Genomic DNA, 22,249 nt, shown 5'->3' with positions numbered 1-22,249 from the left:
TACCATTGAGGTTTTACGTGTATGTTGCTAATACCAGCAATTGATTTGAAAGAAGGGAAATGCGTCCGTTTGCGGCAGGGACGTATGGAGGATGACACGGTGTTTTCGGACGATCCTGTCGCCATCGCGGGCAAATGGGTAGCGGCCGGCGCCAAAAGAATTCATCTGGTCGATTTGGATGGCGCTTTTGCAGGGAAACCTAAAAATGCGGCTGTGATTCATGCCATTGTCAATGCGTATCCCGACGTGCCCGTGCAGATCGGCGGGGGCATTCGCGATGAAGACACCATTCAAGGCTATCTGGATGCCGGCGTTCAATACGTCATTATCGGCACCAAGGCTGTCAGCGAACCGCACTTTGTCAGAGATGTTGCGCTGGAATTCCCGGGCCATATCATTGTCGGACTGGATGCCAAAGACGGCAAGGTCGCAGTGGACGGCTGGTCCAAGCTGTCGCGCCATGACGTGATCGATCTGGCCCAACACTTTGAGGAAGACGGCGTCGAAGCGATCATTTATACCGATATTTCCAGAGACGGCATGATGTCCGGCGTCAATGTTGAAGCCACCGCGAAGCTGGCGCGCGCAATCCGTATTCCGGTCATCGCTTCCGGCGGCATTACCAATATGGACGATATCAGAGCCTTGGGTGCTGTGGCTGATGACGGCATTATGGGCGCCATTACCGGCAGGGCTATTTATGAAGGTACGCTGGATTTTGCCGAAGCGGAAAAACTGGCCGAGTCATTCTAAAGAAAATCATGAGCTTAGCTAAACGTATTATTCCCTGCCTCGATGTCGACAATGGCCGTGTCGTGAAAGGCGTAAAATTTGTCGATATCCGCGATGCCGGCGATCCGGTTGAAATTGCCAGACGCTACGACCGTGAAGGCGCCGACGAAATCACGTTTCTGGATATTACCGCGACCCATCATGATCGCGACACTATCGTACATGTGGTCGAGCAGGTCGCCAGCGAAGTTTTCATACCGCTGACAGTGGGCGGCGGTATCAGAACGCTGGACGATATCCGGCGCATGCTTAATGCCGGCGCCGATAAAGTCGGTATCAACAGCGCGGCGGTTTTCAATCCCGAATTCGTGCGTGATGCCGCAGAGCGTTTCGGCTCTCAGTGCATCGTGGTCGCCATTGACGCCAAGAAAGTCAGTCTGCCAGGCGAAGAAAACCGCTGGGAAATTTTTACGCACGGCGGCCGTAAAGCCACGGGCATCAACGCCGTAGAATGGGCTAAGAAAATGGTAGCCTACGGCGCGGGTGAGATTTTGTTGACCAGCATGGACCGGGACGGCACTCGGGAGGGCTTTGATTTGCCGTTAACGCGCGCTATCAGCGAAGCAGTGGCTGTGCCGGTTATCGCCTCGGGCGGCGTCGGCAATCTCGACCACTTGGCCGAAGGCGTGATTGAGGGCAAAGCCGACGCAGTATTGGCAGCCAGCATCTTTCACTTTGCCGAATACAGTATTCAACAGGCAAAAGAACACATGGCTTCTCGCGGGATAGAGGTGCGTCTAACATGAGTTCTTCCTGGCTTGATGAGATTCGCTGGACCGCAGATGGTCTGGTGCCGGTGATTGCGCAGCAGGCGGATACCGGAAAAATACTAATGTTTGCCTGGATGAATCGCGAATCGTTAGCTTTGACGGCTCAGGAAGGTTATGCCGTTTACTGGTCAAGGTCGCGCAATAAACTATGGCGCAAGGGCGAAGAATCAGGGCACAGGCAGAAAGTCGCTGGCTTGTTTCTGGACTGCGATGAGGACGTTATCCTCCTTAAAATTGAACAGGAAGGTGGTATCGCTTGTCATACCGGCCGCGAAAGCTGTTTTTACCGTAGTCTGGTTGATGGGCAATGGCAGCCTGTCGAGCCGGTGTTGAAAAATCCTGATGCCATTTATGGAAAGCAATGAACGACGTATTAAATCAACTGGCGCAGATTCTGGAACAGCGTAAGCAGGAGTCGGCCGATAAGTCTTATGTGGCCAGTCTTTATGCGAAAGGTTTGGACACCATACTGAAGAAAATCGGCGAAGAAGCCACAGAAACAGTCATTGCGGCTAAAGGCGGCGATAAAAAGCAGATTGTTTATGAAACGGCTGACCTTTGGTTTCATTGCATGGTGTTATTAGCCGATCAAGGACTGGGACCGGACGATGTGTTGCAGGAATTGCAGCGGCGTTTCGGCTTGTCCGGACTGGAAGAAAAAGCCCGGCGTAATCAACAAATTGAGTAAGGCCGATCTTGAGTCGGCATTTGGAGTTGTAAATGGGTATAAGTGTCACTCAACTATTAATTGCACTGGCCATTGTCATTATTGTCTTTGGCACCAAACGCCTGCGCAATCTGGGCACTGATTTGGGCGAAGCCATTAGAAATTTTCGTGCTGCCGTTAAAGGCGATGAAGACGAAAAAAACGTCGTCAAAGAAAAAGGGATAACCATTGACGGCGAAGTCGTTTCCAAGAAAACTGAAGAGATCTGATTATGTTTGATATCGGTTTTTCAGAGCTTTGTATGGTCGGATTGGTTACTTTATTGGTCGTCGGTCCTGAACGTCTGCCCAAAGTTGCGCGGCTTGCGGGATTCTGGATTGGCAAGACCCGGCATATGATCGCCTCCGTTAAGGCAGAGATCAGGGATGAATTGCAAGCCGAAGAAATGCGTCAGGTCTTTAAAGAGCAGTCGGAATTGAAAGAGATTCAGCGCATGCTCGATGATGCTTCCGATGCGGCCAATGCCATAAAGTCTTCAATTGAGCAGCCGCAGCAAGTGAATGTAACACAGGTTAAACAGCCGCATGAGTCAGAATAATTTCGAAGAAGAGTCGGTCGAACAGCCTTTTATCAGCCATTTGATTGAGCTGCGCAGCCGTTTGTTGCGCGTAGTGCTGTTTGTGTTGGTTGTTTTTGGCGGATTGTCTTTCTATGCCAATGAGATCTATACGATTCTGGCTGGGCCTTTGATGCGCTACATGCCGGCCAATAGCTCGATGATCGCTATTGATGTCGCTTCACCTTTTTTCACGCCATTCAAGCTGGCGCTTGTTTTGGCCGCATTTATTTCCGTCCCCTTCATTCTTTATCAATTCTGGGCTTTTGTCGCGCCGGGCTTATACAAGCGCGAGCGGCGCATGATTCTGCCGCTGCTGATTGCCAGCACGTTTCTGTTTTATTTGGGCGTGGCTTTTGCCTACTTTGTTGTTTTCCCTCTGATGTTCCAATTCCTGACGGCGGCGGCTCCTGCCGGCGTTGCGGTTATGACCGACATCACCAAATACCTGGATTTCGTCTTAACGATTTTCTTCGCGTTTGGCGTTTGTTTTGAAGTGCCGATCTTTACTATCGTCATGGTCTGGACGGGGCTGACTTCGCCGGAAAGCCTGGCTGAGAAGCGGCCTTATGTCATTGTTGGGGCATTTATTGTCGGCATGGTATTAACGCCCCCCGATGCGATTTCGCAAACGTTATTGGCAATTCCTATGTGGATGCTGTTTGAGGTGGGGTTGCTGTTTTCGCGCTTATTCGTACGCAAGCACGACGATGCGGATGATATGGTATTGGAAGCCAGGCTGGATGCGCTCGAGAAGCAGGAAGATGAGTAGGGGCGACAGAAGGCTTATAATGCTCCGGCTTTCTGAAGTAATTTGAAGATATTGTCGGCCATCAGTCGATAGCCGGCATCATTGGGGTGGATCATGTCGGATTTTAAACCATTGTCCCCCAGAATGTCGGGTAAGGTATTGAGATCGACAGGAATATCCCGGTCTTCTGCAATGCGCTGATAAAAATCTGCGCTGGTCAATGTCCATAAGCTGGGCTGGGGTACGCCAAGCATAACCACATCGATATGGCGATTGGCGGCCTCTTCAATCATCCTGTTCAGATTATCGGCGGTTTGCTCAGGCGGAATTTTTCTTAACATGTCATTGCCGCCGTGTATCAGGATCAACAGTTTCGGCTGGTATTCATCAAGCAAGGCCGGCAATCTTTTCAAGCCTTCGCTGCTAATCTCGCCGGGCACGCCTTCATTGATCACTTCAAGCGCAGTCAATTCGGCAAGAATATTGGGATAATCCTTGAGCTTGGATGCGCCTGTGCCATACGTCAGACTATCACCAAAGGCTAAAACGACGGCGTCATTGGGCAGCTTAGTCAGACTTTTGGGCGAATCATTGCAGGCTGTAAGCGAAAGGAAGATCAGAGATAATAATTTCTTTCTCATAATTCAGCAGGACCAAGGAAATGCAAAAAAATATTCTGATTACCGGTGCAGCAAAGCGCATAGGCGCTGCTTGTGCGCGTTTACTGCATAGTGAAGGCAACAATATTGTTTTGCATTATAGATCGTCAAGAGAAGATGCGCTGCAGCTTTGCGATGAATTAAATCAAAAACGCCCCGATTCGGCAAAAACGATCCAGGCCGATTTGCTGAACATGCATGAACTGGCAGCGGTTGCCAGAGAGGCGGCCTCGGCCTGGGGTGGCATACATGTGCTGGTCAATAATGCCTCGGCGTTTTATCCGACTGCGGTTGCGGATGTGACCGAACAGCAATGGGATGATCTGCTGGGCAGTAATTTGAAGGCGCCTTTTTTTCTGGCAAAAGCCTTGTCTGAAACCTTGATCGATCACAACGGCTGTATCGTCAATATTGTCGATATTCATGCGGAGCGCGGCTTGAAGGGGTATCCGGTTTATAGCATCGCGAAAGCCGGTTTGGCGGCCATGACTCGCGTTTTGGCCAAGGAGTTGGGGCCGGACGTTAGGGTAAATGCAGTTTCACCTGGCGCCATATTATGGCCTGAGAGCGAGTTGTCCGAGCAAGACAAAGCCGAGATTCTGCAGCGGATTATATTAAGGCGGCGCGGGGAGCCGCTCGATATTGCCAAGGCGGTGCTTTTTTTAATCAAGGATGCTGATTATATGACTGGACAGATTCTGACTGTGGATGGCGGAAGAACTTTATTTTGTTAGCATCCAGGAAGGCGTGATGCGCTTTTGCTTGAGGTTGGCCTTATCGAATCTATCCCACAGTTCGGCATAACTTATATGGCTGATAGGATGCTCCAGGGTCGGTGCAATTTCCGCTAAAGGCTCAAGCACGAAAGCATAACGCTCAATTTCATCGCGAGGTATCTGTAACTGCTCATCTCGGAGCACGAGATCGCCATAGAGGATCAGGTCCAGATCCAGTGTTCGGGCAGTAAATTTTTTACAACCACGGGCACGGCCATGATCCAGTTCAATTTGCCTGAGTTGTCGGGCGACTTCTTTTGCACTCAGGTCAGAATCAAAACCTACGACCAGATTGTAGAATGGATCGCCTGAAAAACCGACCGGCTCGGTGTCATAAATGCTTGAGACAATCAATTCGCCGAAGCAATGTTCAAGAGCCTGTAGGCTGGCAGGAATATTGCGATCCCTGTCTATATTGCTGCCAATACTGATATAGCCGCGCGGCATGGCTTACTTTGTGCCTCGCTCGATTATGATGCCTACATCTCTGGCACTACTGATAGCGCCCCTTTTGTTCAGCCTAATTTTAACCCAAGGCACGTTAAACTCATTGCGGATGATGGCAGCGATTTCTTCAATGAGCTTTTCGACCAGAAAAAAACTGCTTTGTTCGACAAAGGAAATGATGCGTTGCGAAACAGCTTTGTAATCAAGCGTGTATTGAATATCATCGGTTTCAGCGGCTTTTTTGATGTCATAAGCCATTTCAATATCAAGAACGACGGCTTGTTTGATTTCTCTTTCCCAATCGTAAATGCCGATAACAGTCTGAATTTCAAGTCCGCCTAAAAATATGATGTCCATAGTGATTTCCGGTTATGATGTGCGATTTAAAATCGGCTAAGTATCGGGGAAACGGTCCCGGCTTACAAGTTCTGAATGACAAAAGGTATAGAATGTTTGAATGGTTGTTTGTTCCGGCTGCCTATCTGATAGGCTCGATTTCCAGTGCAATTATTATTTGCCGTTTGATGGGATTGCCCGATCCCCGCGAGCAAGGGTCTGGTAATCCAGGTGCTACTAATGTCATGCGCATCGGTGGAAAAAAGGCGGCTGGCATTACCTTGCTGGGCGATTTGCTGAAAGGTTTGATCCCAGTCTATATAGCTAAACTACTGGGGTTGCCCGCGGAATTGCAGGCTGCTACAGGGTTGGCCGCGTTTTTTGGGCATCTTTATCCGGTTTTTTTCGGTTTCAAGGGCGGCAAGGGCGTGGCGACATCAGTCGGCGTATTGCTCGGGTTTTCTTGGTGGCTGGGACTGTCATTCGTGGGTACCTGGATCCTGATTTACAAGCTGGGCAGAATATCTTCCCTATCAGCATTGATAGCCTCAATCTTATCTCCAATTTATGCTTGGTTTATTGTTGGCGATGCGGCAATAGTCGCAGCTTCAGTGGGCATGATGGTGTTTTTGTTGTGGCGGCATGAAAGCAATATCCAGCGCTTGTTATCCGGCGAGGAAGGCAAATTAAAGACCTGACAATTCGCTGATTGGCCAGCGAGGCCGGGCAAAAATTTCAAGTTCCTGCTGCTGGCCGGCCAGTAGTCGCTGGCAGCCGGCATAAGCGATCATGGCGCCATTGTCGGTGCAGAATTCCGGCCGAGGAAAGTAGATTTCCGCATTTTCACGGCCGGCCATTTCGGTCAGACAGGCGCGTATGTGCTTGTTGGCGCTAACGCCGCCTGCCACGACCAGTCTTTTCAGTCCGGTCTGTTTCAGGGCGCGCCTGCATTTGATGCTGAGCGTGTCGGCAACGGCATTTTGGAAGGCCATAGCGATATCGGCTTTGTCCTGTTCGGTTTTTTGCGAGCCGTTAAGCGTATTCATGGTATAAGTTTTCAAGCCGCTAAAACTGAAATCCAGTCCAGGCCTGTCGGTCATCGGGCGTGGAAACTGAAAAACCGGCCGGCCATTTTCGGCGAGTTTGGACAGTTTGGGGCCTCCAGGGTAACCGAGGCCCAGCATTTTGGCGGTTTTGTCAAACGCTTCTCCGGCGGCATCATCGAGCGATTCGCCTAATAGCCGATAATGACCGATGCCATCGACTTGCACCAATAGCGTATGTCCTCCGGAAATCAGCAGGGCCACAAAAGGAAAGGCTGGGGGCTTTTCTTCCAGCATGGGCGCCAACAGATGTCCTTCCATGTGATGAACAGCAACTGCGGGAATCTGCCATGACCAGGCCAGACTGCGGGCTGTGGCTGCGCCGACTAGCAGAGCGCCCATAAGTCCTGGGCCTGCCGTGTAGGCGATGCCATTAATATCGGTGCTTTTCAGCTGGCTTTCTTGCAGGGACTGCCTGATTAGAGGCACTAATTTCCGGATGTGGTCCCGCGAAGCCAGTTCCGGGACAACGCCGCCATATTCGCTGTGCATTTCGATCTGGCTGTACAATAAATGATTGCACAGCCCGCGCTTGGAGTGATAAATGGCGACGCCGGTTTCATCGCATGATGTTTCTATGCCTAGAACGTACATTGAGTTTTTGAAAATTGTAAAAGTAAACGGTATAATTAAGGGTTCTGTTTGTTCAGTGGGCCGCAAGGCTTTTAATTTTTAGATACTAACACATTTGGGTCATTAATATGCCGTCAGTTAAAGTTAAAGAAAACGAACCTTTCGATATCGCGATTCGTCGCTTCAAACGTGCCTGCGAAAAAGCGGGTGTCCTGTCAGAAGTGCGTCGCCGCGAATTTTATGAAAAACCAACGGCAGAGCGTAAACGCAAAGGCGCTGCCGCTGTTAAGCGTCATTTGAAAAAGCTGGCTCGTGAACGTTATGCACTGAAAAATTTACGCCGCGGCCGTCCTCAGATGTAAAACGGGGTTAATGAGATGGATTTGATATTAGATCGTATCAAGGATGATATGAAAGCTTCCATGAAAGGCGGCAATAAATTCAGATTGGCAGTGATTCGTTTGATTCTGGCTGCAGTCAAGCAGGTTGAGGTCGATGAGCGGATTGAGCTGGATAATGATCGCGTTATCCAGGTTCTCGATAAGATGCTGAAGCAACGCCGCGAATCTATCCGTCAGTACACTGATGCCGGTCGAAGCGATCTGGCAGAGATTGAAGAGGCTGAGATTGCGGTGATTCAGGATTTTCTGCCTCAGCCTTTCACCGAAGCCGAAATTGACGCCATGATTAAGGAATCGGTAGCTGAATCTGGCGCGGCGTCAGTTAAGGATATGGGTAAGGTCATGGGCCTGCTTAAGGCAAAAATGCAAGGTCGTGCCGATATGGCGGTTGTTGGTGCGAAAATTAAGGCTGTCCTGGCTGGCTAGTTTGCTTGTGCCGATTTTGTCCGGGTAGATCATGTCCGGTAGGATTCCTCGCGAGTTTATTGATGAGCTTTTAGTGCGGGTTGATATCGTCGATTTAATCGATTCGCACGTTCCTCTAAAAAAAACGGGTGCTAATTATGTCGCCCGCTGTCCTTTTCATACTGAAAAAACGCCCAGTTTCTCTGTAAATCGCAAAAAGCAATTTTTCCATTGCTTTGGCTGCGGAGCCAGTGGTAATGCCATCAGTTTTTTGATGGATTTTAATCATCTTAATTTTGTCGAAGCAGTTGAGGATTTGGCGACCTTTGTCGGTGTCGATGTGCCGCGGGAGTCGGTAGCCTCTCAATCCGGGCAAAAGCAGAATAAAGAAGATTTACGCAGCTTGTACCAGGTTATGGAGGATGTGGCGGCTTTTTATGTGGAGCAGCTGCGCATTCATGCTCAGGGGAAAAAAGCGGTTGACTATTTAAAGGCACGTGGAGTCAGTGGCCAAGTTGCCCGTGATTTTATGCTTGGTTATGCGCCCGACGAATGGGCGGCCTTGACTGATCGGTTTAATCAGAAGTTGCTATTGGAAGCCGGTTTGCTGGTCAGTAACGAGAGCGGGCAGATTTATGATCGGTTTCGTGATCGGGTTATGTTTCCCATCCGGGACAGGCGAGGCCGCATTGTCGGTTTTGGTGGGCGGGTGCTCGATGATTCTTTGCCCAAGTACTTGAATTCTCCGGAAACATCCCTATTTCATAAAAGCCGGGAAGTTTATGGTCTGTACGAGCTTCTGAAAAAGAATTCGAAACCAGAACGGATTTTGATTGTCGAGGGTTATATGGATGTTATCGCCTTGGCTCAGTTTGGAATTAATTACGCAGTGGCAGCGCTAGGGACAGCAGCATCGCAAGCGCATTTTGATCTGTTGTTTCGGTTTTCTTCGGAGTTGGTATTTTGCTTCGACGGTGATAAAGCGGGGCGTCAGGCGGCGTGGCGCGCCATGGAGCCTGCTTTTTCCGGTTTGAGGGATGGGCGATTGATACGCATCATGTTGTTGCCGCAGGGGCAGGACCCCGATTCATTAGTCCGTCTGGAGGGCGTGGATAAATTTTCAGAACGTGTGCAGATGGCTGCGACTTTATCGGATTATTTTTTTGGGCATTTTGAAGAAGAGTTGAATTTATCCGAAATGGAAGGGCGTGCGCAATTGGTCGGCAAGGCTAAGCCGTATCTGGAGAGGTTGCCGGAAGGTGTGTTTCGGGAAATGATGTTTGCGCGGCTTAAGCAATTATCGGGCTTTTTGGCGCTGGACGTTTCAACAAATGCGGCTACACTTAGACCAGCAAAGGAAAATAGTAAACGCCAAGAGCGTGGCCGACTATCATTGGCGCGCGTGGCAATAGCTTTGTTGATTCAGAATCCTAGATTGGCTGAACTTGTTGAGCAAAGGGAGATTGATTGGTGTGGATTGGAATTTCCCGGTATTGATCTGTTCAAGAGTGTGCTGCGCATGATTCTTGATAAGCAACCGGCGAATGCTGCTGTTTTGGTTGAGTCTTATCGTGATGCTGCCGAAGAGAAATCAGTGAAGGCACTGGCGTTCTTGGATTTGCTGGTTCCGGATGAAGGTGTGGAGGCGGTGTTTTGTGATGCGTTGGATCGGTTGCTTGATCAGGCGCGAAAAGCAAATATAGATAGATTGCTAGCCAAAGCGAAAGTCAATGGATTGAATGCGCAGGAAAAAGAGGTGTTGCGTAAGATGTTGGCAGGTAAATAATTTAATGCCAAACAGCAAAGTTTATAGTACAATTTCCGGTTCAGCGTAGTCGTGCTGAACCGAGCATTCAGTGAGTAAATATGAATCAAGAACAGCAACAATCCCAACTTAAACAATTGATAGCCAAAGGCAAGATTCAGGGTTACCTGACCTATGCCGAGGTTAATGATCACTTGCCTAGCGATATTGTCGATCCGGAACAGATTGAAGATATCATTGGCATGATTAATGATATGGGGATTCAAGTTTACGAAGTTGCGCCGGATGAAGATTCCCTGATCACCGATTCTGCGGCGGTTACTACCGATGACGAGGATGCCGAAGAAGTTGCGGCTTTAGCGTCTGTTGATAGCGAGTTTGGCAGAACTACGGACCCGGTGCGCATGTACATGCGTGAAATGGGCTCAGTTGAGCTGTTGACGCGTGATGATGAGTTAAAAATTGCCAAGCGGATTGAAGAAGGCCAGCAGCAGGTTGTTAAGGCTATTGCCAGGTCTTGCGTTGTTGTTGATCACTTTTTGCAGTCATTTGACGCTATTTCCGGAGAAGAGGGTGGGATCAGGCTGGCTGATTTGATTTCAGGCTTTGTCGATTTAAGCGAGTCGGAGCCTTTGGTCAGCGCGTCCTCTGCAACTGATGATGAAGAAACGGCAGTTGAAGACGAAGCCAAAGGCCTCGACTATGAAGAGGTCAAGTTAAAAGTAGAAGAGCTCCGGAAACAGCTTAAAACGGCTTCATCAGCAATCAAAAAATACGGCTATTCCAGTGATAAAACAGAACAGGCCTTCGAAGCATTGGCTGACCTGTTCATGGAATTCAAGTGGACTCCGCAATACTTGAAAAAATTGACGGCTATTATTCCTGACGGCGTCGCCACTGTCCGCGAACAGGAAAAAGTGATTATGGATATTTGCGTCAGGCATGCCAAAATGCCGCGCAAAGAGTTTATTGCTTTATTTACCGAAAGCGAAGTGAATGCGGAATGGTTTGACCGGCTGTTGAGCAACGACAATAAATATTCGGCAACTCTGAAAGAGCACGAAAAAGACTTAAGAAAGGTCCAAAAAGTGCTGGCGGATATTGAGGCTGAGTATGGTCTGACTATTAACGGGCTGAAAGATATCAACCGGCGCATGTCTATTGGCGAAGCCAAAGCCAGGCGCGCGAAAAAAGAAATGATCGAAGCAAATTTAAGGCTGGTTATTTCGATCGCTAAAAAATATACTAATCGCGGTCTGCAATTCCTGGATTTGATTCAGGAAGGTAATATCGGTTTGATGAAGGCGGTCGATAAATTCGAATACCGCCGCGGCTACAAGTTTTCAACCTATGCAACCTGGTGGATCAGGCAGGCGATTACCCGCTCCATCGCGGATCAAGCCAGAACGATCCGTATTCCAGTGCATATGATCGAAACGATCAATAAATTAAACCGTATTTCCAGGCAGATTCTGCAGGAAATGGGGCGCGAAGCGACGCCGGAAGAGCTGGCGGAGCGCATGGAAATGCCGGAAGACAAAGTTCGTAAGGTATTGAAAATAGCCAAAGAACCTATTTCCATGGAAACCCCCATAGGAGATGATGAAGATTCTCATTTGGGAGATTTCATAGAAGATGCTAAAGTATTGTCCCCGGTTGAGTCTGCTACAATTGCGGGATTGCGTGAATCAACACAAAATGTGCTGGCTGGATTGACGGCAAGAGAAGCCAAAGTTCTGCGCATGCGTTTTGGCATCAATATGAATACCGATCACACGCTGGAAGAAGTCGGCAAACAGTTTGATGTGACGCGTGAAAGAATTCGTCAGATTGAAGCCAAGGCGTTGAGAAAGCTCAGGCATCCATCAAGGTCAGAGCAGTTGAGATGCTTTTTGGATGGCGAATAGTTAACAGTTAGAGGGCCCTTAGCTCAGTTGGTCAGAGCTTCCGACTCATAATCGGCAGGTCGTAGGTTCAAGTCCTACAGGGCCCACCACAAATGTAAAAGGCTGCCTCGGCAGCCTTTTGTCTATCTGGGTTTTATATTTTTAGAAGGCAGCATCGTGAGCAATAATTTCATTTTTACATCAGAGTCAGTTTCAGAAGGGCATCCGGATAAGGTTGCGGATCAAATTTCAGATGCGGTATTGGATGCAATATTAGTGCAGGATCCTAAGGCTCGGGTTGCTTGTGAAACATTGGTAAAAACCGGCATGGTCGTTTTGGCCGGTGAAGTTACCACGGATGCCTGGGTTGATACCGAAGAGCTGGTGCGTAAAGTGGTTTGCGGAATCGGTTACGATCACGGCGATATCGGCTTTGATGGTCAAAGCTGTGCTGTTCTGAATGCAATCGGCAAACAGTCTCCTGATATTGCGATGGGCGTTGATGAGTCCGGCGATCATGAACAGGGTGCGGGCGATCAGGGCTTGATGTTCGGTTATGCCAGCAATGAAACTGATGTTTTGATGCCGGCGCCTATTACTTATGCGCATCTGCTGGTAAAACGCCAGGCTGAAGTCCGTAAAAACAAAACATTGCCTTGGCTGCGCCCCGATGCAAAAAGCCAGATTACATTCCGCTACGAAAATAACAAGCCGGTTGCCATAGACGCGGTTGTCTTGTCGACTCAGCATTCACCTGAAATCGGTGCAAAACAACTGCATGAAGCGGTCATGGATGAAATTATCCTGCACACGTTGCCTAAGGAATGGCTGCATAAAGACACCAAATATTTTATCAATCCAACCGGACAGTTCATTATCGGCGGTCCTGTCGGCGATTGCGGCCTGACAGGCCGTAAAATTATTGTTGATACTTATGGCGGTATGGCGAGACACGGCGGCGGTGCGTTCTCAGGTAAAGATCCGTCAAAAGTTGATCGTTCTGCGGCTTATATGGGCCGGTACGTGGCAAAAAACATCGTCGCGGCTGAGTTGGCCGATCGTTGCGAAATTCAGGTATCTTATGCGATTGGCGTGGCCGAGCCGACTTCTATCAGCGTTGAAACATTCGGCACTGGCAAAATCAGTGAAGATCGATTGGTACAGATTATCCGCGACAATTTCGACCTGAGACCGAAAGGTTTGATTGCCCAGCTCGACCTGATGCGTCCTATTTATCAACCGACGGCGTCCTATGGACACTTTGGTCGCACGGAAGAGAGTTTTACTTGGGAAAGAACCGATAAAGTGGACGCTTTGAGAGAAGCGGCCGGGCTTTAATCTTATAAAATACAGGCAGGAAACGATGAGCTTACCAGATTATAAAGTTGCCGATATCGCTTTGGCAGAATGGGGTCGCAAAGAAATCAACATTGCTGAAACGGAAATGCCGGGCTTGATGGCATTGCGGGAAGAATACGGTCTGGAACAACCGCTAAAAGGTGCGCGCATCGCCGGCTGTTTGCATATGACCATTCAAACGGCGGTATTGATTGAAACCTTGATTGCATTGGGTGCGGAAGTCCGCTGGTCATCCTGTAATATTTTTTCCACCCAAGATCATGCCGCAGCAGCAATAGCCGTGGCCGGTATTCCTGTTTTTGCCTGGAAAGGCGAAACGGAAGCCGAATTTGAATGGTGTATTGAGCAGACTATTGAAGGGCCTAACGGCTGGCGTCCCAATATGATTTTGGATGACGGCGGTGATTTGACTCTCATGATGCACGAAAAATACCCTGAATTAATGTCAGGCGTGAAAGGCCTATCGGAAGAGACAACAACCGGTGTATTGCGGCTTTATGAAATGGTGTCCAAAGGCACGCTGAAAGTGCCGGCATTCAATGTCAATGATTCGGTGACCAAGTCAAAATTCGACAACCTGTACGGTTGCCGCGAATCATTGGTCGATGGCATCAAGCGCGCTACGGATGTGATGGTGGCTGGCAAAATCGCCGTTGTTTGCGGTTATGGCGATGTCGGCAAAGGCTGTGCGCAATCGCTGCGTGGCTTGGGCGCGACGGTTTGGGTAACTGAAATTGACCCGATTTGTGCATTGCAAGCGGCGATGGAAGGTTATCGTGTCGTAACCATGGAAGACGCCGCACCTGTTGCCAATATTTTTGTGACTGCAACTGGTAACGTCAATGTTATTACGCATAGTCATATGGCTGCGATGAAAGACCAGGCTATCGTCTGTAATATTGGTCATTTCGATTCCGAGATTGATATCGCCTCATTGCGCCAATACACATGGGAAAACATTAAACCACAGGTTGATCATGTCATTTTCCCTGATGGCAAGCGATTGATCGTGCTGGCGGAAGGGCGATTGGTGAACCTGGGCTGCGCGACGGGTCATCCGAGCTTTGTGATGTCCAATTCATTCTGCAACCAGGTTCTGGCTCAGATAGAGCTTTGGAAGAATGCAGATCAGTATGAAAACAAGGTTTATATTCTGCCCAAGAAACTCGATGAAAAAGTGGCGGCTGCGCATCTGAAGCAGCTGGGCGTCAAATTGACCCGCTTGACTGACGAGCAGGCCAGATACATCAGCGTCTCTGTTGACGGCCCGTATAAAGCCGATCATTACCGTTACTGATCAAGTAGACGGGTTTGTCAGTATTGGCAAACCCGTTCCGCTATAGTATAAGTATCGGAACATCCAAAGCAGGTTTTTACATTTCCCTTTCAAATAAAAATGCAATCACAGAAAAAGCATCCACAGCTGTTCAGTTTTGAGTTTTATCCGCCCAAATCAGAAGAAGGCGCCGCAAACCTACAGGTGGTGCATAGCAAACTGGCCAAGCTCAATCCGGACTTTTTTTCAGTCACCTTCGGCGCTGGCGGTTCAACTCGCGAAAAAACCTTCGAGTCAGTTATCGAGATTCAATCTAAAGGAATTGCTGCAGCACCGCATTTATCCTGTGTGGCATCGACCAGAGAGAATATCCGCGAAATCCTCAAACGTTACCAGGATCATGGCATATCAAAAATCGTAGCCTTGAGAGGTGATCTGCCATCCGGAATGTTGTCAGCCGGTGAATTCCGGTATGCTAACGAACTGGTGGAATTTATCCGGCAGGAAACCGGGGATCATTTTCAAATTCATGTGGCTGCTTATCCTGAAGTGCATCCTCAGGCTGTGAACGGCGACCAGGATTTCAAGAATTTCAAGCGCAAAGTCGAAGCCGGCGCCAACGCCGCTATTACGCAGTATTTTTATAACGCCGAAGCCTATTTTTATTTTATTGATCAGTGCGAAAAAAACGGTATCGATATTCCCATCGTGCCCGGCATCATGCCGATTACCAATTATTCGCAATTATTCAGGTTTTCAGAGATGTGCGGTGCCGATATTCCGCGCTGGATGAGAAAGCGGCTGGAGTGTTTCGGCGATGATCGCAAGGCCATACAGGCTTTCGGCATTGATGTGGTGACGGCGCTTTGCGGGCGCTTGCTTGAAAGTGGTGCGCCGGGACTGCATTTTTATACGATGAATCAGGCCGGACCGACATTGACCATCTGCGAAAATCTGCATATTGGGCAGCGGACTGAATAAGGCTCTGCCTGCCTCCGTTCATGACTAACCGAGTAGTTTCCGATCGCGATTTGTCGGTTTTATGGCATCCATGCACTCAAATGAAGGACCATGAAGCGTTCCCGATTATCCCGATAAAAAAGGGCAGCGGCGTCTGGCTGGAAGATTTTGAAGGCAATCGTTACCTGGATGCGATCAGTTCCTGGTGGGTCAATCTATTCGGGCATGCCAATCCTGCCATCAATGACGCGATAAAAGAGCAGCTTGATACGCTGGAGCATGTGATTCTTGCCGGCTTCACGCATGAAGCGGCCGTCAGTCTGGCGGAAAAGCTGGTCGAGATCACGCCCCGAGGACTTAACTGGTGTTTCTATGCCGATAACGGTTCCTCAGCCGTAGAAGTGGCGCTCAAAATGAGCTTCCACTATTGGCGTAATCTCGGGCAGACTCAAAAGACTAAATTCATCACGCTGGAAAACAGCTATCACGGCGAAACCCTGGGCGCTCTGGCTGTCGGTAATGTAGCGCTCTATAAGGAAACGTATGGCCCATTGCTGATGGACGTCATTACGGTTCCGGGACCGGATTGCTATTATCGGGAGCCCGGCGAATCCTGGGAGAATTACTGCATCCGCCGGTTCTCGCTCATGGAGGCGACACTCGCACGGCATGCCGATACAACCTGTGCAGTCATTGTCGAGCCTTTGGTGCAGTGCGCCGGCAACATGCGCATGTATGATCCCGTCTACCTGAAACTGCTGCGTGAAGCCTGCAATAAATACAATGTGCATCTGATTGCCGATGAAATAGCGGTCGGATTTGGCCGGACCGGGTCTCTGTTCGCCTGTGAACAGGCGGCAATCACGCCGGACTTTATCTGTCTGTCCAAGGGCTTGACCGGCGGATATCTGCCCTTGTCGGCCGTTTTGACTACCGATCAGATCTATCAGGCCTTTTATGATGATTATCAGAAATTGACGGCTTTTTTGCATTCCCATAGTTATACCGGCAATGCCCTGGCATGCGCGGCCAGCTTGGCAACCATAGCGATTTTCCAGCAGCAAAATATCATAGAGAAAAATAAAAAACTGGCTGAGGCAATGGCTAAGGCGGCAGCGCGCTTTAGCGGGCATCCGCAGGTGGCGGAAGTCAGGCAGACCGGCATGATACTGGCTATCGAGCTGGTCAAAAACAAGCAGACGCGAGAGCCCTATCCCTGGCAGGAGCGCCGCGGCTTACGGGTTTATCAGTATGCCTTATCCAAAGGCGTCTTATTGAGGCCGCTGGGCAATGTCATCTATTTTATGCCGCCTTATGTGGTGACCGAGGATGAAATTCGGCTGATAGCGGATGTGGCCTGGGCTGGCATACAACTAGCTGTTCAGGATTAAACATGCGTATTTCACGATTATATGTGCCCGCAGATCTGGCCGAAGGCCGGCAAATAATACTTGATGAGGACAGTGCTCATTACGTCAGGACGGTTCTGCGGCTGAAAAAAGATTTGCAGATCATTTTGTTTAACGGCAGCGGCGGCGATTATATATGCACGCTGGTCGAAGTCAGCCGCAAGCAGGTACTGATCGATGTGCAGCAATGGCTGGACCGCACTGTCGAATCGCCGTTAACGGTAACGTTCGGGTTAGGTATTTCGCGCGGCGATAGAATGGATCTTGCGGTACAAAAGGCCGTTGAGCTCGGTGTTAATGTCATGACGCCGCTGCTGACCGAACGTTGCGTCGTGCAGTTTAAAGGCGAGAAAAAACAGCAGCGCCTGCAGCATTGGCAAAAAATAGTGCAGCATGCTGCCGAGCAAAGCGGCAGAACGTTGCTGCCTGAACTGGCCGAGATTGAGCATTTATCGAATTGGGTGGATCAACAGAGCGGTTTGAAGGTTTTTCTGGATCCCTACGCCGAAGCATCTTTAGCTGATTTAAAACCCGAAGACATGAAGGTCACGCTGCTGTCCGGACCCGAAGGGGGCTTTTCTGATCAGGAGCGGGAGTTTGCGAAAGCGGCGGGCTTTATTCCGGTGCGATTAGGCAGTCGGATACTAAGAACAGAAACGGCTTCATTGGCCGCATTATCGGCTGTGCAGATGCTGTGGGGCGATTTCGGAAGTTGGAAATGATCAAGTCTATTTATTACGCCCTTGTGCCGCTGCTGGTTCTGCTAGGGGCTATTTTTATAGCCTGCCTGGTCGGTTATTTTATCGCTCTGGGCATCGGCGATCAGTTCCCGTTAAGCAAAATAATCAAGAAGTCGGCACAACTCTTTCTGGTGCTGAGTATTTTTCCGGTCATGGCCTATTTCAGATTCAAAAAAGCAGATATCGGTTTCGCCGGCAAGGCTGTTTTTTTTAAGCAGATGCTGCAGGGCTTTGGGCTCGGCTTTGTAACCTTAATGCCGGTTGTTATCGTGCTGTATGGACTCGGCGTCAATGTTGTCGATCAGAGTCATGTTTGGACAATTTCGCTGCTGGCAAAAAAAATGGCGCTGTCATTGTTGTTGGCGCTGATTATCTCCTGGGTTGAGGAGCCTTTGTTTCGAGGCGTACTGTTAATGGGGTTGAAGCGCAAAATGTCTGTCATAGCCGCCATTGTGATCAGCGCTATCTATTACGCGGTGCTGCATTTTCTGGATAGCGACACTAATATCCCATACCAAGAGCTGACGCTATTGAGTGGGTTTAAACTGCTGGGAGAGGCGTTCGCCAATCTGTTGAATCCGGATGTTCTGTCGGCGTTCTGGGCTCTGGTTATGGTCGGTATTTTCTTGGGTATCCTCCGGACGGAGTTCAAAGCCAGCCTGGGTTTGTGTATCGGCTGCCATACCAGTTGGGTCTGGCAGATAAAGATGAGCAAGAGCCTGTTCAACACCAATTTCAGCTCGGAGTATCTTTATCTGGTCAACAGGTATTATGATGGTTTGATCGGGCCTCTGGTGATAGGCTGGCTCGGCCTGGCAATATCCGGATATCTTGTTTACCGCTGGATTAACAAGCCCGCATTCATCAATCCCTGAAATTGGTGAATTGCAGCGGCATGTCGATTTTTTCATCCCTGATCATCTGAATTACTTCCTGCAGGTCATCCCTTTTCTTGCCGGTCACTCTGACCTGATCGCCTTGGATAGCTGCCTGGACTTTCAGTTTTTTGTCCTTGATCAATTTAACGATCTTTTTTGCTAATGTCGTATCCAGTCCCTGCTTCAGTGTGATTTCCTGGCGCATGCCTTTGCCGCTAGGTTTAGGATCGGCGACATCCATGCAAGCAATGTCTATGCCTCGCCGGGTGAGTTTGGAGCAGAGAATGCTGAACATTTGCTGCAACTGAAACGAGGATTCAGAAATCATGGATATCTTGTCATCATTTAATTCAAAGCTTGAATCTGTGCCTTTGAAATCAAAACGCGTGCTGATCTCTTTATTGGCCTGATCAACGGCATTTGTAACTTCGTGTTTGTCAAATTCGGAAACAATGTCAAATGAAGGCATGGCGTATGATTTAGTCAGTAAAATTTTTACTATAATTCGATTGAGTGCATTATTCAACCGCAATAAATTCGGCAACGGCCCTAATTCTTAGGCGGCGTATGGCTTCGCCGATTTCCGCGCCTTGAAGTTTGCTCTTTAATATTGCCGAGGTATCCACCGAGGCGGCGGCCTTGGCGGCGCCTTTTATATAGTCTGCCTGAGGATAAGGATTGTTCTCATGATTTATGCGGCCTTTGGCATCGGCCGCACAAGCCAGCAGGAAATGGTCCAATGTATTATTGGTCGGTTTAAAGGCGCCTAAAGCCATCAACATGTCGGTTAAGGTCGAAGGGCGTAATTCAAAGACTCGGTGACAGTGCGTGTGATGGCGCATAACCAGCATGGCCAGCGATTTGAATGAATTAGGCACGCGTAGACGGGCACATAAATTTTCCAATATGGGCAGGCCGTTTTTTTCGTGATTATAATGATGCGGCCAATTTTCTTTGGGCGATACGGCCTTGCCGAGATCATGCATCAGAGCCGCAAATCTGACTTCAGGGCTCGAAGATAACACCGCGGCTTGTTCCAGACAAAGCATGACGTGCACGCCGGTATCGATTTCAGGGTGATGCTTTTCCGGTTGAGGCACGCCGAACAGGTCATGAATTTCAGGAAAAATTCTCTCCAGTGCGGAGCAGTCTTTTAGCGTATAGAAAAAAGCGGACGGTGATTTTTCGTTAAGCGCTTTGAATAGCTCCGCCCAGACACGCTCCGGCACGAGGTGATCGACTTCGCCGGCCGTCACCATTTGCCGCATCAACTCCCGGGTTTCTTCAGCCAGTTTGAAGCCGAGATGGCTGTATCGGGCTGCAAATCGGGCCACGCGCAGTATGCGTACAGGGTCTTCGGCAAAGGCCGGCGAGATATGGCGGAAAATGCGATTTTCAATATCGTTTTTGCCGCCATACGGATCGATGATTTCGCCTTGCGGCGTCATCGCGATCGCATTAATCGTCAAATCACGGCGCAATAAGTCCTGTTTCAGAGTTACATCAGGAGAGGCATGCACGACAAATCCCTTATAGCCTGGAGCGGTTTTTCTTTCGGTTCTGGCTAACGCATATTCTTCACCGTTTTCCGGATGCAGAAATACCGGAAAATCCTTGCCTACCGGGCGAAAGCCTTTTTTTACCATTGATTCAGGTGTCTCGCCGATGACAACCCAATCCTTTTCCTTGACTGGATAGTTGAGTAGTTTGTCGCGTACGGCACCACCTACCAGAAATGTTTTCATCGAGTTATACGGGCGCTTTATTAGTGTCGGACTTAGAATAACATAATCGGTGGCTGCCGCGCGTTAGCGGTTATTTATAGAGGGCAATAATGATATTTTTTTTGTTGAGCGTGATATTGGGGATGGTTTCAGGATTGCTGGCCGGTCTTTTCGGCATTGGCGGAGGAGTAGTCATTGTCCCTGTTCTGGTTTTGCTATTTACAATGTACGGTATGGTTTCCGATCTGGTTATGATAATGTCAGTGGCAACCTCGTTGGCGACGATAATTGTTACCTCAATGGCTTCTGTGCTGGCGCATCATCGCTTAGGATCTGTGATGTGGAGAAAAGTGCTCAGGCTTGCGCCAGGCATTATGGTCGGGGCAACGCTCGGAGCTGTAGTAGCAAACCATATAGACGCTGATGTATTGCGTTACATCTTTATTGTATTTTTACTTTATGTCGGTGTGCAGATGGCTTTTCAGATAATGCCGGAACCCGGAGCGGTCAAGGAGTCTAAAGTGTTGGATTTTATCGTGGCGAACCTGATCGGCTTGATGTCGTCCATAGTGGGAATAGGCGGGGGGACGCTAACCGTGCCTTATTTGGTGCGCTGCCGATATGCCATGCGTAATGCGGTGGCGATATCAAGCGCCTGTGGTTTGCCGATAGCTGTGGCGGGCACTATCAGTTATGCGGCATTGGGCTGGAATCAAGTTCAGTTGCCGGGATGGAGCCTGGGCTATGTCTATCTGCCTGCTTTTTTAGGCATCAGCCTGGGCAGTTCCCTTACGGCTCCGATTGGCGCCAAACTGGCTTATCGGCTGCCGGCGCAGAAGCTGAAGCGCTATTTTTCTATCTTGATTTTTTTAATGGCGGCCAAACTTATTTTAACTTAAACCATGGAATTGCTAAGTCAAAGGATTGCGGCAGCCTTGTTGCTAGAGGTTATTCATCAATTTCCATATTTCATTTATTGCATGAAAAAAGCCGCTGGAAGGCGGCTTTTTTGCGTATGGAGCGACGCTTGTTTTAGGAGCCTGAACCCGCTTTGGCAAAGCCTTCGGCGATTGTTTTGGCTGCATTGCTGCAAGAAGGATGGCCCCAGCCGTCTTTACTCTTGGAAGTGGTGGGATCAATGTCGTAAATGATATTGTCATCCTTGTTTGCAGTTACGCCTCCTGGGACATGGTCCATGTTAGCGTCTTGGCGCATGCGCCAAGCGATGTTGTGATCCGCGCATGAGGAGTCGCCACTTACGCCAACTGCGCCTAAGAGTGCTCCGTTGACATCATACAGTGGTAAGCCGCCGCCAAACACATTGACGCCGCCAATTTTCTTGCCGACCATGGGATCATTGGCTGTGCCGTAAGCTGCAGCATCTCCAGCATAGGCGACGCTTGTGTCGACTGGGTTGCTTTCTTGCAAGCCAAATAGAGTGCCTCCTGGTTGTACAGCAGAATACAGATTGGCTGTTGATAAGGCAAAGTCAGGGAGACTGAAACTGTTGGCTGTATTAGCTTTTTGTGCCGAAATGACACGGCTGCCCGGCCATTGTTCACCACTATCGGCACCGGATTTAGCTACCGCGCAGACTACACCGGCCCGATTGACAACCGTTGCCCACATATTGAAACCGAAGCCACCATTCTTATCAGATGACGCTTGAACTTGTTTCAATAATGTTTCTAATTGATTATGAATAAACGTTCTGGATGCCGCATCCGGACAAATGTCCACTGGCTCTGCCGCATTGGCGGCAATAGAAGTGAGTGCAATTGCGCAGCCTAGCAGTAAACTTTTAGATTGAGTTAATATTTTCATAAAAATGTAAAGATAATGGCTCTTATTGGATTCCGGGGAGATACCCAAGCATTGTTGACTCCTTGAATTTGAGGTTCAGTATCGCCATATAGGACGGATGATTACCTTACCTCAACTATTAGACAACGCCAA

Annotated in this window: 27 protein-coding genes and 1 tRNA gene; 21 read left to right on the top strand and 7 right to left on the bottom strand. The window is 49.1% G+C overall.

Annotated features, from left to right (window positions below):
- The first annotated feature begins 21 nt into the window (after positions 1-21).
- The 7 genes from hisA to tatC are packed head-to-tail and all read left to right on the top strand — an operon-like array spanning position 22 to position 3,617.
- Entirely contained in the window at positions 22-753 is a 732-nt protein-coding gene (hisA, locus tag V2P20_RS04515) for a 1-(5-phosphoribosyl)-5-[(5-phosphoribosylamino)methylideneamino]imidazole-4-carboxamide isomerase (RefSeq protein ID WP_331816542.1), read from the top strand.
- A gap of 8 nt (positions 754-761) precedes the next feature.
- Positions 762-1,538: an imidazole glycerol phosphate synthase subunit HisF gene (gene hisF, locus V2P20_RS04510; protein WP_331816540.1), complete on the top strand. Its 777-nt coding sequence runs from the start codon at positions 762-764 to the stop codon at positions 1,536-1,538.
- A complete protein-coding gene (gene hisI, locus V2P20_RS04505; RefSeq protein ID WP_331816538.1) occupies positions 1,535-1,927 on the top strand; it encodes a phosphoribosyl-AMP cyclohydrolase in 393 nt (130 codons plus the stop codon). Before hisF ends, hisI begins: the two co-directional genes overlap by 4 nt.
- Entirely contained in the window at positions 1,924-2,250 is a 327-nt protein-coding gene (locus V2P20_RS04500; protein ID WP_331816536.1) for a phosphoribosyl-ATP diphosphatase, read from the top strand. Before hisI ends, V2P20_RS04500 begins: the two co-directional genes overlap by 4 nt.
- Before the next feature lie 32 nt (positions 2,251-2,282).
- Positions 2,283-2,498 (top strand): twin-arginine translocase TatA/TatE family subunit, encoded by a 216-nt coding sequence (gene tatA, locus V2P20_RS04495; protein WP_331816534.1) that lies wholly within the window; start codon positions 2,283-2,285, stop codon positions 2,496-2,498.
- Positions 2,499-2,500: 2 nt separating this feature from the next.
- Positions 2,501-2,827: a Sec-independent protein translocase protein TatB gene (tatB, locus tag V2P20_RS04490; RefSeq protein WP_331816532.1), complete on the top strand. Its 327-nt coding sequence runs from the start codon at positions 2,501-2,503 to the stop codon at positions 2,825-2,827.
- Positions 2,814-3,617, top strand: coding sequence for a twin-arginine translocase subunit TatC (tatC, locus tag V2P20_RS04485; RefSeq protein WP_331816530.1), 804 nt, complete (start codon positions 2,814-2,816; stop codon positions 3,615-3,617). The genes tatB and tatC overlap by 14 nt, the downstream gene beginning before the upstream one ends.
- Before the next feature lie 14 nt (positions 3,618-3,631).
- On the opposite strand, the gene V2P20_RS04480 is transcribed toward tatC, so the two are convergent.
- Complete coding sequence (locus V2P20_RS04480; RefSeq protein ID WP_331816529.1) at positions 3,632-4,237, bottom strand: arylesterase; 606 nt, start codon at positions 4,235-4,237, stop codon at positions 3,632-3,634.
- A gap of 20 nt (positions 4,238-4,257) precedes the next feature.
- Here V2P20_RS04480 and V2P20_RS04475 point away from each other — a divergent pair, with 20 nt between their 5' ends.
- Positions 4,258-4,989 carry a pteridine reductase gene (locus V2P20_RS04475; protein WP_331816527.1) on the top strand — a complete coding sequence of 244 codons (732 nt, stop codon included), beginning with the start codon at positions 4,258-4,260 and terminating at the stop codon, positions 4,987-4,989.
- Here the strand turns inward: V2P20_RS04475 and folK are convergent.
- Together folK and folB are read right to left on the bottom strand one after the other, a co-directional pair.
- Positions 4,978-5,478 (bottom strand): 2-amino-4-hydroxy-6-hydroxymethyldihydropteridine diphosphokinase, encoded by a 501-nt coding sequence (gene folK / locus V2P20_RS04470; protein ID WP_331816525.1) that lies wholly within the window; start codon positions 5,476-5,478, stop codon positions 4,978-4,980. The two genes, V2P20_RS04475 and folK, sit on opposite strands and share 12 nt — an antisense overlap.
- 3 nt (positions 5,479-5,481) lie before the next feature.
- Positions 5,482-5,835 carry a dihydroneopterin aldolase gene (folB, locus tag V2P20_RS04465; RefSeq protein WP_331816523.1) on the bottom strand — a complete coding sequence of 118 codons (354 nt, stop codon included), beginning with the start codon at positions 5,833-5,835 and terminating at the stop codon, positions 5,482-5,484.
- A 92-nt stretch (positions 5,836-5,927) separates the two neighbouring features.
- Between folB and plsY the strand changes: the two genes are divergently transcribed.
- Positions 5,928-6,512 (top strand): glycerol-3-phosphate 1-O-acyltransferase PlsY, encoded by a 585-nt coding sequence (plsY, locus tag V2P20_RS04460; RefSeq protein WP_331816521.1) that lies wholly within the window; start codon positions 5,928-5,930, stop codon positions 6,510-6,512.
- Here plsY and tsaD read toward each other — a convergent pair.
- Positions 6,501-7,511 (bottom strand): tRNA (adenosine(37)-N6)-threonylcarbamoyltransferase complex transferase subunit TsaD, encoded by a 1,011-nt coding sequence (gene tsaD / locus V2P20_RS04455; RefSeq protein WP_331816519.1) that lies wholly within the window; start codon positions 7,509-7,511, stop codon positions 6,501-6,503. The genes plsY and tsaD overlap by 12 nt on opposite strands.
- Positions 7,512-7,618: 107 nt before the next feature.
- Here tsaD and rpsU point away from each other — a divergent pair, with 107 nt between their 5' ends.
- The 11 genes from rpsU (at position 7,619) to V2P20_RS04400 (ending at position 18,566) form a co-directional block, all read left to right on the top strand.
- Positions 7,619-7,852 (top strand): 30S ribosomal protein S21, encoded by a 234-nt coding sequence (rpsU, locus tag V2P20_RS04450; protein WP_194969631.1) that lies wholly within the window; start codon positions 7,619-7,621, stop codon positions 7,850-7,852.
- 15 nt (positions 7,853-7,867) lie between these two features.
- On the top strand, positions 7,868-8,317 hold the full coding sequence (locus V2P20_RS04445) for a GatB/YqeY domain-containing protein (protein WP_331816516.1): 450 nt from the start codon (positions 7,868-7,870) through the stop codon (positions 8,315-8,317).
- Positions 8,318-8,348: 31 nt separating this feature from the next.
- The gene (gene dnaG / locus V2P20_RS04440) at positions 8,349-10,082 is read left to right on the top strand and encodes a DNA primase (RefSeq protein ID WP_331816514.1); all 1,734 of its coding nucleotides are present in this window, start codon (positions 8,349-8,351) and stop codon (positions 10,080-10,082) included.
- A gap of 80 nt (positions 10,083-10,162) precedes the next feature.
- Positions 10,163-11,968, top strand: a complete 1,806-nt coding sequence (gene rpoD / locus V2P20_RS04435) for an RNA polymerase sigma factor RpoD (RefSeq protein WP_331816512.1) — start codon at positions 10,163-10,165, stop codon at positions 11,966-11,968.
- Positions 11,969-11,980: 12 nt separating this feature from the next.
- Positions 11,981-12,057, top strand: a tRNA-Ile gene (locus V2P20_RS04430).
- A 67-nt stretch (positions 12,058-12,124) separates the two neighbouring features.
- A complete protein-coding gene (gene metK / locus V2P20_RS04425; RefSeq protein ID WP_331816510.1) occupies positions 12,125-13,285 on the top strand; it encodes a methionine adenosyltransferase in 1,161 nt (386 codons plus the stop codon).
- Positions 13,286-13,310: 25 nt separating this feature from the next.
- On the top strand, positions 13,311-14,603 hold the full coding sequence (gene ahcY, locus V2P20_RS04420) for an adenosylhomocysteinase (protein ID WP_331816508.1): 1,293 nt from the start codon (positions 13,311-13,313) through the stop codon (positions 14,601-14,603).
- A gap of 99 nt (positions 14,604-14,702) precedes the next feature.
- Positions 14,703-15,563, top strand: a complete 861-nt coding sequence (metF, locus tag V2P20_RS04415; protein WP_331816506.1) for a methylenetetrahydrofolate reductase [NAD(P)H] — start codon at positions 14,703-14,705, stop codon at positions 15,561-15,563.
- 20 nt (positions 15,564-15,583) lie between these two features.
- Positions 15,584-16,933, top strand: a complete 1,350-nt coding sequence (locus V2P20_RS04410) for an adenosylmethionine--8-amino-7-oxononanoate transaminase (protein WP_331816504.1) — start codon at positions 15,584-15,586, stop codon at positions 16,931-16,933.
- Positions 16,934-16,935: 2 nt separating this feature from the next.
- The gene (locus V2P20_RS04405) at positions 16,936-17,673 is read left to right on the top strand and encodes a 16S rRNA (uracil(1498)-N(3))-methyltransferase (protein ID WP_331816502.1); all 738 of its coding nucleotides are present in this window, start codon (positions 16,936-16,938) and stop codon (positions 17,671-17,673) included.
- Positions 17,670-18,566: a CPBP family glutamic-type intramembrane protease gene (locus V2P20_RS04400; protein WP_331816500.1), complete on the top strand. Its 897-nt coding sequence runs from the start codon at positions 17,670-17,672 to the stop codon at positions 18,564-18,566. Before V2P20_RS04405 ends, V2P20_RS04400 begins: the two co-directional genes overlap by 4 nt.
- Here V2P20_RS04400 and V2P20_RS04395 read toward each other — a convergent pair.
- Positions 18,556-19,038 (bottom strand): YajQ family cyclic di-GMP-binding protein, encoded by a 483-nt coding sequence (locus V2P20_RS04395; protein ID WP_331816498.1) that lies wholly within the window; start codon positions 19,036-19,038, stop codon positions 18,556-18,558. The genes V2P20_RS04400 and V2P20_RS04395 overlap by 11 nt on opposite strands.
- 49 nt (positions 19,039-19,087) lie before the next feature.
- Positions 19,088-20,314 (bottom strand): multifunctional CCA addition/repair protein, encoded by a 1,227-nt coding sequence (locus tag V2P20_RS04390; RefSeq protein WP_331816496.1) that lies wholly within the window; start codon positions 20,312-20,314, stop codon positions 19,088-19,090.
- An 86-nt stretch (positions 20,315-20,400) separates the two neighbouring features.
- On the opposite strand from V2P20_RS04390, the gene V2P20_RS04385 reads away from it, so the two are divergent.
- Positions 20,401-21,192, top strand: coding sequence for a sulfite exporter TauE/SafE family protein (locus V2P20_RS04385; protein WP_331816656.1), 792 nt, complete (start codon positions 20,401-20,403; stop codon positions 21,190-21,192).
- Between the two features lie 133 nt (positions 21,193-21,325).
- Here the strand turns inward: V2P20_RS04385 and V2P20_RS04380 are convergent, their stop codons facing one another.
- Positions 21,326-22,165: a heme-binding protein gene (locus tag V2P20_RS04380; protein WP_331816494.1), complete on the bottom strand. Its 840-nt coding sequence runs from the start codon at positions 22,163-22,165 to the stop codon at positions 21,326-21,328.
- Positions 22,166-22,249 lie beyond the last annotated feature (84 nt).

It is taken from the genome of Methylobacter sp. Wu1, from assembly GCF_036553575.1.
Classification (GTDB): Bacteria; Pseudomonadota; Gammaproteobacteria; order Methylococcales; family Methylomonadaceae; genus Methylobacter.
Note: the sequence above shows the minus strand (reverse complement) of the source record. Positions and strands in the feature narration are given on the sequence as shown.

Excerpts from the sequence above, each read along its gene's own strand:
- hisA (WP_331816542.1), top strand. The coding sequence starts at position 22 with ATGTTGCTAATACCAGCAATTGATTTGAAAGAAGGGAAATGCGTCCGT.
- hisF (WP_331816540.1), top strand. The coding sequence starts at position 762 with ATGAGCTTAGCTAAACGTATTATTCCCTGCCTCGATGTCGACAATGGC.
- hisI (WP_331816538.1), top strand. The coding sequence starts at position 1,535 with ATGAGTTCTTCCTGGCTTGATGAGATTCGCTGGACCGCAGATGGTCTG.
- V2P20_RS04500 (WP_331816536.1), top strand. The coding sequence starts at position 1,924 with ATGAACGACGTATTAAATCAACTGGCGCAGATTCTGGAACAGCGTAAG.
- tatA (WP_331816534.1), top strand. The coding sequence starts at position 2,283 with ATGGGTATAAGTGTCACTCAACTATTAATTGCACTGGCCATTGTCATT.
- tatB (WP_331816532.1), top strand. The coding sequence starts at position 2,501 with ATGTTTGATATCGGTTTTTCAGAGCTTTGTATGGTCGGATTGGTTACT.
- tatC (WP_331816530.1), top strand. The coding sequence starts at position 2,814 with ATGAGTCAGAATAATTTCGAAGAAGAGTCGGTCGAACAGCCTTTTATC.
- V2P20_RS04480 (WP_331816529.1), bottom strand. The coding sequence starts at position 4,237 with ATGAGAAAGAAATTATTATCTCTGATCTTCCTTTCGCTTACAGCCTGC.
- V2P20_RS04475 (WP_331816527.1), top strand. The coding sequence starts at position 4,258 with ATGCAAAAAAATATTCTGATTACCGGTGCAGCAAAGCGCATAGGCGCT.
- folK (WP_331816525.1), bottom strand. The coding sequence starts at position 5,478 with ATGCCGCGCGGCTATATCAGTATTGGCAGCAATATAGACAGGGATCGC.
- folB (WP_331816523.1), bottom strand. The coding sequence starts at position 5,835 with ATGGACATCATATTTTTAGGCGGACTTGAAATTCAGACTGTTATCGGC.
- plsY (WP_331816521.1), top strand. The coding sequence starts at position 5,928 with ATGTTTGAATGGTTGTTTGTTCCGGCTGCCTATCTGATAGGCTCGATT.
- tsaD (WP_331816519.1), bottom strand. The coding sequence starts at position 7,511 with ATGTACGTTCTAGGCATAGAAACATCATGCGATGAAACCGGCGTCGCC.
- rpsU (WP_194969631.1), top strand. The coding sequence starts at position 7,619 with ATGCCGTCAGTTAAAGTTAAAGAAAACGAACCTTTCGATATCGCGATT.
- V2P20_RS04445 (WP_331816516.1), top strand. The coding sequence starts at position 7,868 with ATGGATTTGATATTAGATCGTATCAAGGATGATATGAAAGCTTCCATG.
- dnaG (WP_331816514.1), top strand. The coding sequence starts at position 8,349 with ATGTCCGGTAGGATTCCTCGCGAGTTTATTGATGAGCTTTTAGTGCGG.
- rpoD (WP_331816512.1), top strand. The coding sequence starts at position 10,163 with ATGAATCAAGAACAGCAACAATCCCAACTTAAACAATTGATAGCCAAA.
- ahcY (WP_331816508.1), top strand. The coding sequence starts at position 13,311 with ATGAGCTTACCAGATTATAAAGTTGCCGATATCGCTTTGGCAGAATGG.
- metF (WP_331816506.1), top strand. The coding sequence starts at position 14,703 with ATGCAATCACAGAAAAAGCATCCACAGCTGTTCAGTTTTGAGTTTTAT.
- V2P20_RS04410 (WP_331816504.1), top strand. The coding sequence starts at position 15,584 with ATGACTAACCGAGTAGTTTCCGATCGCGATTTGTCGGTTTTATGGCAT.
- V2P20_RS04405 (WP_331816502.1), top strand. The coding sequence starts at position 16,936 with ATGCGTATTTCACGATTATATGTGCCCGCAGATCTGGCCGAAGGCCGG.
- V2P20_RS04400 (WP_331816500.1), top strand. The coding sequence starts at position 17,670 with ATGATCAAGTCTATTTATTACGCCCTTGTGCCGCTGCTGGTTCTGCTA.
- V2P20_RS04395 (WP_331816498.1), bottom strand. The coding sequence starts at position 19,038 with ATGCCTTCATTTGACATTGTTTCCGAATTTGACAAACACGAAGTTACA.
- V2P20_RS04390 (WP_331816496.1), bottom strand. The coding sequence starts at position 20,314 with ATGAAAACATTTCTGGTAGGTGGTGCCGTACGCGACAAACTACTCAAC.